The 9,505-nt window shown below is 59.7% G+C and carries 9 protein-coding genes; 3 read left to right on the top strand and 6 right to left on the bottom strand.

Translation table 11 applies throughout. The features are described from left to right. From NB311A_RS08980 to NB311A_RS09000, 6 genes are all read right to left on the bottom strand, one after another. On the bottom strand, window positions 1-1,535 hold a 1,535-nt coding region (locus NB311A_RS08980; protein WP_009798212.1), incomplete at its 3' end, for an IS66 family transposase. Between the two features lie 71 nt (window positions 1,536-1,606). Next, complete coding sequence (tnpB, locus tag NB311A_RS08985) at window positions 1,607-1,966, bottom strand: IS66 family insertion sequence element accessory protein TnpB (RefSeq protein ID WP_009798194.1); 360 nt, start codon at window positions 1,964-1,966, stop codon at window positions 1,607-1,609. Then, complete coding sequence (locus NB311A_RS22920; RefSeq protein WP_083780429.1) at window positions 1,963-2,484, bottom strand: transposase; 522 nt, start codon at window positions 2,482-2,484, stop codon at window positions 1,963-1,965. Before NB311A_RS22920 ends, tnpB begins: the two co-directional genes overlap by 4 nt. A 429-nt stretch (window positions 2,485-2,913) precedes the next feature. Then, window positions 2,914-4,623 carry a recombinase family protein gene (locus NB311A_RS08990; RefSeq protein WP_009798214.1) on the bottom strand — a complete coding sequence of 570 codons (1,710 nt, stop codon included), beginning with the start codon at window positions 4,621-4,623 and terminating at the stop codon, window positions 2,914-2,916. Continuing rightward, complete coding sequence (locus NB311A_RS08995) at window positions 4,620-5,075, bottom strand: DUF2924 domain-containing protein (protein ID WP_009798215.1); 456 nt, start codon at window positions 5,073-5,075, stop codon at window positions 4,620-4,622. Before NB311A_RS08995 ends, NB311A_RS08990 begins: the two co-directional genes overlap by 4 nt. Before the next feature lie 61 nt (window positions 5,076-5,136). Then, window positions 5,137-5,547 (bottom strand): DUF3489 domain-containing protein, encoded by a 411-nt coding sequence (locus NB311A_RS09000; RefSeq protein ID WP_040674627.1) that lies wholly within the window; start codon window positions 5,545-5,547, stop codon window positions 5,137-5,139. Between the two features lie 659 nt (window positions 5,548-6,206). On the opposite strand from NB311A_RS09000, the gene NB311A_RS09010 reads away from it, so the two are divergent. The 3 genes from NB311A_RS09010 to istB all read left to right on the top strand — a co-directional run. Continuing rightward, window positions 6,207-6,779 carry a Panacea domain-containing protein gene (locus NB311A_RS09010; protein WP_009798217.1) on the top strand — a complete coding sequence of 191 codons (573 nt, stop codon included), beginning with the start codon at window positions 6,207-6,209 and terminating at the stop codon, window positions 6,777-6,779. Between the two features lie 369 nt (window positions 6,780-7,148). Beyond that, entirely contained in the window at window positions 7,149-8,648 is a 1,500-nt protein-coding gene (istA, locus tag NB311A_RS09015; protein ID WP_009796680.1) for an IS21 family transposase, read from the top strand. Continuing rightward, the coding region (istB, locus tag NB311A_RS09020) for an IS21-like element helper ATPase IstB (protein WP_009797880.1) at window positions 8,648-9,505 on the top strand (858 nt) is incomplete at its 3' end. The genes istA and istB, both read left to right, overlap by 1 nt.

Here is a 9,505-nt window from a genome sequence, read left to right on the forward strand (position 1 = left end):
AGGATAGTTGCCGGGCGCCAGTTCCATGGCAAGAGCTGATCGAGCCGGCTCATGGGATGACCTGCCGACATGCGTTCAAGGATGTCCTTGAGATAGGTGAAGGGCTCGACGTCATTTAGCTTTGCCGTGGTGATGAGGGAGCAGACTGTGGCCCAGCGCTGAGCCCCGCCATCTGATCCGGCGAACAGGTGGTTCTTTCGTCCGAGCGTGACCGGACGAATGGCGCGTTCGACGGTGTTGGTGTCGAGCTCGATGCGGCCGTCATTGAGGAAGCAGCAAAGAGCATCCCAGCGGCTTAGGGCATAGCGAGTGGCATCGGCGAGCCCGCCGCGCGGCGGGATTTGGGCGAGTTGCATTTCGAGCCATGCTTTCATCGCCGTGACCAGAGGCAACGACTTTGATCGACGCATGCTTTGCCGTGCTTCCGCGGTCTGGCCGCGGATGGCGGCCTCGATCACGTAAAGCTCGGCGACGCGTCGCAGCGCTTCGGTCGCGACAGGCGAGGCGGTCGCCTGCTGCACCTCGTAGAACTTCCGCCTGGCGTGAGCCCAACAAGCTGCGAGCTGGATGGTGCCGCCGTCGCGAAGCCGATCGAACCCGGGATAACCGTCGACCTGAACGATGCCGCTGAAGTTGGCCAGATGAGCAGCGGGACGCTCAGCCTTGCGATCCGGACTGTAGAGATAGACCGCGGCTGGCGGATCCGGTCCGTTCCAAGGCCGGTCATCGCGGGCGTACACCCACAACCGGCCAGTTTTGGTGCGGCCGCGGCCGGGATCGAGTACCGGGATAGGCGTGTCGTCGGCGAACAGTTTCTGCGATGCAAAGATGTGTTCAGCGAGCTTGGATTGAAGGGGCTCCAGCCACCAGCAGGCGCCGCCGATCCAGTTCGCCAAGGTCGAGCGGTCCAACGTGACGCCCTGCCGGGCGAAGATCTGGCTCTGCCTGTAAAGCGGGAGGTGATCGCAGTATTTGGAGACCAGAACATGGGAGAGCAGAGCCGGGGAGGCCAGCCCTTTGGCGATCGGCCGCTCTGGTGCTGGCGCTTGATGGATAGTCCCGCAGGCCCGACAGCCATAGCGCGGCCGGCAGATTCGGATGACCCGCAGCCGCGCCGGTACATGGTCGAGCATCTCGCTCGTCGTTTCGCCGATCAGGTGCAGTATGCCGCCGCAACACGGGCAGGTTTGATGCTCAACATCGAGCCTGACATCCTCGCGGGGCAAGTGCACCGGCAGGCTCGGGCGCTCGCTTTGGGGCCTCGGGGGACGGCTCTCGGCTGGCGGAGGCGGAAGGCTAGTTTCGACGTGCGCAAGATCGGCGTTGAGGTCTTCGAAGCCGAGTTGCAACTGCTCGTCATCGAGCCGCTCAGCCCGGCGGCCGTACTGGTTGCGCTGCAGCCTCTTGATGATGAGATTGAGCCGTTCGATCTCGGCCTTCGCCTTGCTGAGGCTGATGCGCTCGGCTACAAGCGAACGCACCAGCTTTTGCAGCGTCTCCACGTCGTCGGGCAGTGCGGCGAGATCGACGTTCATACGAGAAGAATCTAACTGACTCGCACCGTTCTCGCCGCATTTCTTGCATCATCGAGTCAATCGGTCGCAGATCATCCGGCAATTGCCGGACGCCAGCGTTGCTCAGGCGCGCGCCAATCGACACCTTCGATCAGCAGCGACAGCTGTGCTGAGGTCAACGACAGCGTTTCGCCAGGCGCAATGCTCGGCGGCCACAGAAAGACACCATGCTCGAGCCGTTTTGTGAACAGGCAGAAGCCGGTGCCATCCCAGTAGATGATCTTGATAAGGTTGGCCCTGGTGCGACCTCGGAAGACAAACAGATGTCCGGTAAATGGATCCTGGTGCAGGACGCCTTGCACCAGCATCGCGAGACCGTCGATGCCTTTGCGCATATCGATGTAGCCCAGAGCCAGGTGCACCTTTACGTTTGGAGGAAGCAAGGCCGTCATGGCATGGCCCTCTCGGCCGCAGGTGTCGCTCCGTCGGCGATCTGCACAGTGACGAAGCCCAGCTCTTTCGCTGCGGCAACGTCCTGCTTCCATCGGCGCAGAACGCGCGGAGCGATGCCGTAGCGGCGCGAGATCTCGCTGCCGCTCGCACCGGACCGTATCATCTCTTCAAGAATCCAACGCTTGTCGGCTTCGCTGAACCGTCGCCGATGCCCTTCACGTGGTCTTGGAACAATGGGCTCCGCTGCCGCCGAGGAGGGATAAGACCCCGGACTTACGAGGGGACTTAACGGCGGACTAAGGGGAGGACTTAAGGGGCGTCGTCGATACAACAGCTTCCGCTTGGGCGGCTGTGGCTCCACTTTAAACAACGATCGCCAGTTGCCAAACGCCTTGAGCGGAATGCCTTGCGCTTCACAATATTGACGTTGATTCAAGTCGCTACGCTTCCAGGCCTCGTGATGTGCCCGCCAAAAATCCTCGCCTTGACGCCTCCACCCTCGATGTTCGCTCGTCATGCTGTTCTCTCCATCTTCAAATTGAAGACAGGAACAGATCGGGGTCGCTAACGATCGAACAAGGGTGCGAGAAATGGACGCTTACCGATTCCCTAATCCGTTGCGCAAATTCCCTGTAAGATTCCAAGAAATTCCCTGCTCGGCAAAGCAGGGAATTCGCGTGCAAATCTTTGATTTCTCGCGAAAATGCATGCCCCGATCAGCTCCCGGGCGGTGCGATTTCTTAGAATTCCCTGTTATTTCCCTGATAGCAGGGAATTGCGTTGCGGAGACTCGTTCGCATCTGACTGCGTCCGCCACCACCCAGTCTGTTATTTTTCACATTTCCAGAGACTGACGAAAAAGCCCCGCTAGCGGCGGGCTTTCCGCACTTTGATTTACGGGGGCGCGGTCTCTGTGACCCGCCTGGGCGGGTTTGGGGACGCTGTCTCAGCGGCGCAATTTCCCGTTCCTGGGAATCAGATCAATCAATAAGGCGCGGTTACCGGTTCTCAGAATCGGAAGCGCCGTGGGCGCCAGGCCGAGCCGCCTCATCTGCTGTGACCATTCAGCCGGCGCATCGCGGAGGGCAGCAACACCGATCCCGCGCGGGAGCCGTCCTTCAACGGCTGTTGTGACCAAGGTCGGCGCAAGGAAGGCAAGGGAGATGGTCATATTAATATGTCGCGTGCTGCAATGTTGGCGGGCGGCGAGGCTTTCGATCGTCTCGCGGCCCTCGACGATCTCCTGAAGCCAAAGTCGGCCGCGGCCGATCGATCGGATCAGAGCCGACCGGCGCTCGGCCTTCATGGGCCGGGCGCGATGCTCTGGCGTATTCGCCGGCAGCAAGATCTCTCGGGCGGGCCTCGATGGCTTCTTCCAGGGCACGACGATGGTGCGCGAGGTGAGAGCGGATTGTTCAGCCGGATCCGGATGGTGGTGGATGTGGATCCCCTGAATATCATTTTCGCCAGACCTTAGATGAATGGCGAGCTGGTTCTTGCGAACCTCTATCCGGGTGACAAACCGCTCAAGCGTGTCTCGAGACAAGGTCTCGTTCGCGAATGGTTCATCCATGTCCGTGTTGGCCATGACCGCCTTGGAGATCGTGACCTCGATCTCGGACGCAGGCACGCGGGTGACAGACCCAACAGGCTCATCCGTTTGACCCCGGATACAGGGCGCAGAAACGTAATAGCGATGTCGAACGCGGTCCCGACTGGAGTAGGTCAAGATCATCCGATGACCTGCGTCATCAAACAGTAGGCCCGCAAGGAGAGCGCGGGTTCGGATACGTGTCGTCGTGCGATGTGACCACTGTTCGGTCAGCCTTTGCTGAACGGCCTCAAACAGTGTGCGGTCGAGCAAGGCCGGCTGAGGTCCAGGCAGGATCTCGCCCTTGAACTTGACTTCGCCCAGATAGAAACGGTTCCGCAGCATATAAAACAACGGTCCCTGCGTGAACGGCACACCTCCTCGCGTTCCGCCTGATGCCAGCTGCCGGACCTTGGACTTAAAGCCTCGCTCTTTCAGGTCCTTGACGAGGCGGTTGACGCTACCGAGTTCCAGATAGCGCTGGAAAATCAGACGAACGGTATTGGCCTCTTCCTCTTGGATGTGGAGCTGGCCATCCTTGAGGATGTAACCCAGCGGAACCATGCCGCCGACCCATAGTCCCTTGCGTTTTGAGGCTGCGATCTTGTCGCGGATACGCTCGGAGGTGACCTCCCGCTCAAATTGAGCAAAGGAAAGAAGGACGTTTAGTGTCAGGCGGCCCATTGATGTGGTGGTATTGAACTGCTGGGTCACCGAGACAAACGAGACGCCATGGGCATCGAACAATTCGACCAGCTTGGCGAAGTCAGCCAGAGATCGGGTCAGCCGGTCCACCTTATAAACGACGATGATGTGGATCCGGCGGGCCGCGACATCCGCCAGCAATCGCTGTAGGGCAGGGCGATCGGTCGATCCGCCAGAGAAGCCGCCATCATCATATCGCGCCTTGACCAGCGACCAGCCTGCATGAGCCTGACTTCGGATATAGGCTTGGGACGCATCATACTGGGCATCCAGGGAGTTGAACTCCTGATCAAGGCCGGAGTCGGTGGACACCCTCGTATAGATCGCGCACCGGACGACCCGGTTGTCGGCCGGCTTCATGTTCGCACTCCCTTGCCGTTTCCGGTGCGGAGACCAAAAAAGCGCGGTCCATTCCAGTTCGTGCCGGTGATGGCAAATGCAATCCCGGACAGGCTGTCGAAGGTTTTCCCCTCGAAAGCGAAGCCGCCCTGGACGACCATCACCCGATAATGTTGCCCGTTCCACTCCCGGGTTAGGACAGTGCCGAGCACCATCGCTTGCTTGCGCTGATCCTGGGCCGCTACGAGCAGCAAAACCTCATTCAAAGACTGCACGGCAGCTGCACGCTCCAGAAGTTGAACCGTCGCAGCATCGAGATCCCCGAACGCGTCGGCCTGGATGCGATAGGCGAGGACACCGAACAGCAAATGCTTGGGCAGGTGCTCCGGGGCTGGCCGCCCCACAACACTCTGCCAGCGACACTGCAGGCCGATCAGATCGAGACTGCGCAGGTGCGCAATCTCATCTTCCATTGACAAGCTCTTAAGTCTTCGACCGATAGGCTTTTGCGATCCTGAACTTCTCACCATGGTATTAGGCCGCGGCCTGGTCAGGCTTCGATCCAGCCGATGCGGCAGATGTGGTGTTTCGAGTGATTTTGTAGATCCGAACTGCTTCAGCAGCCTCCGATGTCAACGTCAGCTTGAGTTTCTTCCGAATGATACCGGCAAAGAAGCCGCGCACCGAATGCGGCTGCCAACCAGTTGCCTTCATGATGTCGCCAATCCTTGCGCCCTCAGGCTTCATCAGCATCTCGATGACCCGGGCTTGCTTGCTGCAGGCGCGATGCTTCACCGGTTGATCCAAAGAGCGAGCCAGTGCTGAGCTGCTCTTCTTGACGGCTGCAACCTTGGTGGCCTTGGTCGGTGCACGGCTCGCTGACTTTGCACGCCTGGGCGCTGTCAACGATCGAGATGTAGCTTTGCGGGATTGTGTTTTGGGCATGTAAGGTCTCCGGCTGCTGCAGCATCATCGCTGCCACCACCGAAGCCCCGTCACGGCAAACGAACCGGCGGGGCGGGGTTATTCAGTGGCCGAAGGAGCCACTCAACGCGCCGACAGTACCGCTCCAATCGTCCAGCAATGCCAGCGGTTTCTGAGCAATCTTACTGCTCTTTCGACGACAAGATTCCAGTTACAGAAGGGCGTTCTGACGTCGCACTCTTTCCAGTTTCTTTTGACAGGAAGCGGTTCGGTAATCGTCAGGCTCATAACCTGAAGGTCATAGGTTCAAATCCTATCCCCGCAACCAAGATTTCATAATGAAATCAAATAGAAAGCCACGTGAGAAATCACGTGACTTTTCTTGTATTAGGCGTTCGTGCGCCACTTGTGCGCCACCGTAATCGGAAAAAGCGCCTGCTGCTGGGCCTTCATAAAGACTCTACCGGCGGCGGCCTTTGTGCCTGCTGGCGGACCGTTATAGCGGCGAGCGAGGCCCGCTCCGTAGGAGCGCCTGAGCACTTCGGTCGACGGTTTCGTGTGCCCTATGCCACCCGGAAGGTGGGGACGACCCGATTTGCGGCACGATATTGCGCTTAAGGCAAAATGGACTATAGCATGACCATAAGGAAGGCGCGCCGCGTCGGCGTTGGTGAGCGCTCGTGAGCTACGAACCAAAAAGAGCAGCACAGCTTATAGCCTACCTGATCTTGAAGTCGGGTCGGGGGAAGCTGAACATCCTCAAAGCGATCAAACTTGTCTATTTGATCGATCGGGAGAGCATCAAAAGATTTGGCTTTCCGGTTCTCGATGAGAAGCGTTGCTCTATGCCCCATGGTCCCGTCAATTCGATGACCTACGACCATATCAACGGCGTCTATGACGACGACGAAAGTGGTTGGTCAGCTATTCTTACGGATCGCGAAAACCACAATATCGCCTTAGCCAATCGCGAAATCCGGCCGGACGAGTTGGATGAATTGAGCGAGGCAGACATTGAGTGCGCTGATGCCGTTTGGGGGCAATTCGGCCACATGACGAAGTGGCAATTGCGGGATTGGACGCACGATCCTCGTAACGTGCCGGAATGGGAAGACCCCAACGGCGGATCGACCGAAATCCCTCTGCAAAGGATTTTGCACGCTGTCGGCGTTGCGAACGCGGACGAATTTGTTGAGGTCGCGAAGAGCTTCCAGCAGATCGACCGCGCGTTTGCAAAGGCTCGGGTTCATTAAGTGGTCGCCAAAGCTGGCACATTGCTTATTCCCTCCGGGCCACCGCATGATCCAGAGAGGTCCCATCTTCATGTTGTCTGCACTGATCCATGCGATCAGGGCAATCAGATCCTCGTGTCGATTACCTCGTGGACAAATGATCTCTGCGATCCAACCTGTAAGTTGGAAACTCATGAGCACGAGTGGCTAAAGCACCCGTCCTATGTCTTCTACAGGAAGGCTCGCGTCGAAGCTGCGACAACTCTGGACAATGGGGTGTCATTCGGCATGCAAAATTGACCCCGTAAGCCGGGGGATCGGCGTCCAAAATTGACCCCCTACAGGTTGGCTGTTGCGCTGCCTGCTTTGTCATGAAGCAGGTGGTCGGGGATGCTGATCGTGGAGACGATTGCGCGGATACGGCGCGAACACTTCATCAAGGGCAAGACGATCAAGGAGATCGCCCGTGACCTGAAGGTGTCGCGGAACACGGTCCGGAAGGTGCTGAGGTCGGGCAAGACCTTGTTCGAGTATGAGCGTTCGATCCAGCCGCGCCCCAAACTCGGGCGTTGGGCGGCGGAGCTTGATGAACTGCTGGCGGCGAACGCGGCCAAATCGGCTCGCGAACAGCTGACGCTGATCCGGATCTTCGAAGAGTTGCGCGGACGCGGCTATGACGGCGGCTACGATGCCGTACGGCGTTACGCCAGGCGTTGGAGCAAGGAGCGCGGGCAATCGACCGCGGCGGCCTATGTTCCGTTGAGCTTTGCGGCGGGCGAAGCCTACCAGTTCGACTGGAGCCATGAGATCGTTCTCCTCAACGGCGTGACGGCGATCGTGAAGGTCGCTCATGTCCGGCTGTGCCACAGCCGCATGCTGTTCGTGCGGGCCTATCCGCGGGAGACGCAGGAGATGGTATTCGACGCCCACGACCGGGCGTTCGCACTGTTCAAGGGTACCTGCAGCCGCGGCATCTACGACAACATGAAGACGGCGGTAGAGACGATCTTCGTCGGCAAGGATCGCCGCTACAATCGCCGCTTCCTGCAGATGTGCAGCCACTATCTGATCGATCCGGTCGCCTGCACGCCGGCGTCGGGCTGGGAGAAGGGTCAGGTCGAGAACCAGGTCGGGCTGGTCCGGGAACGGTTCTTCACGCCACGGCTGCGGTTCAAAACCCTGGACGAGTTGAACGCGTGGCTTCTGGATAAGTGCATCGCCTACGCCAAGGCGCACCGACATCCAGAACTGGCCGAACAGACGGTCTGGGAGGTGTTCGAAGCCGAGCGGCCCAAGCTCGTTCCCTATGCTGGCCGGTTCGACGGATTCCACGCGGTGCCGGCATCGGTCTCGAAGACCTGCCTGGTGCGCTTCGACAACAACAAATACTCGGTCGCTGCCAGCGCCGTCGGGCGCCCGGTCGAAGTTCAAGCCTATGCCGATCGCATCGTGATCCGTCAGGACGGGCGCATCGTTGCGGAGCATCCGCGATCGTTCGGACGCGGCGAGACGACCTACAATCCCTGGCACTACGTGCCGGTGCTCGCGCGCAAACCCGGGGCCTTACGTAACGGCGCACCCTTCAAGGACTGGGTGTTGCCGGCCGCGATCGAACGGATCCGGCGCAGGCTCGCCAGCACCGACGACGGCAATCGACAGATGGTCGACATCCTCAATGCGGTGCTGACGGACGGTTTGTCGGCGGTCGAAGCCGCCTGCGCCGAGGCGATCGCTCATGGCGTTCATTCCGCTGACGTCGTTCTCAACATCCTGGCTCGCCAACGCGAACCCGCTGCACCGGCCAACATTATGACGCCGGCGGCACTGACGCTCCGCCATGCGCCGATCGCCGATTGCGCCCGTTACGACAACCTCCGGAGGACCATCTGATGGAACGAACCCAAATCTTCGACCTCATGGGTGAGCTCAAACTCTACGGAATGAGGGCTGCCTTCGACGAGATCATGGCGACGGCCGTCAAGCGCCAGCACGAACCTCAGCACATCGTCGGCGACCTGCTCAGCGCCGAGATCAACGAGAAGCAGGCGCGGTCGATCAAGTACCAGCTCACCATCGCCAAGCTGCCATTGGCCAAGGATCTCGATGACTTCCAGTTCGAAGGCACGCCGATCAATCAGACGCTCGTCAATGATCTCGCCGGCGGCGGCTTCATCGCCCAGCAGCGCAACGTCGTGCTCGTCGGCGGCACCGGCACAGGCAAAACCCACCTGGCCATCGCAATCGCCAGAAGCTGCATCCGATCCGGCGCCCGCGGTCGCTTCTACAACGTGGTCGACCTCGTCAATCGCCTCGAGATCGAGACCCGTAACGGACGTCAGGGCCGGCTTGCCGAACATCTGACCCGGATGGACTTCATCGTGCTCGACGAACTCGGATATCTGCCCTTTGCCCAATCCGGCGGCCAGTTGCTGTTCCATCTCGTCAGCCGGCTCTACGAGCGTGCTTCCGTCATCGTCACCACCAATCTCGCCTTCGGCGAATGGCCCAGCGTGTTCGGCGACGCCAAGATGACCACCGCGCTGCTCGACCGGTTGACCCACCACTGCGACATCGTCGAAACCGGTAACGACAGCTGGCGCTTCAAAAGCCGCGACGACGATCACGCCACCCGCGCTCGTCTCGTCTCCGCAATCCCGGCCAGCTCCGACGAGTCGAGCGCTACCCTCAAACCACGCCGCGCGAAGGGGTCAAAATTGAACGCCGATACGGGGTCAAATTTGCGAGCC

It is taken from the genome of Nitrobacter sp. Nb-311A, from assembly GCF_000152905.1.
Lineage (GTDB): Bacteria > Pseudomonadota > Alphaproteobacteria > Rhizobiales > Xanthobacteraceae > Nitrobacter.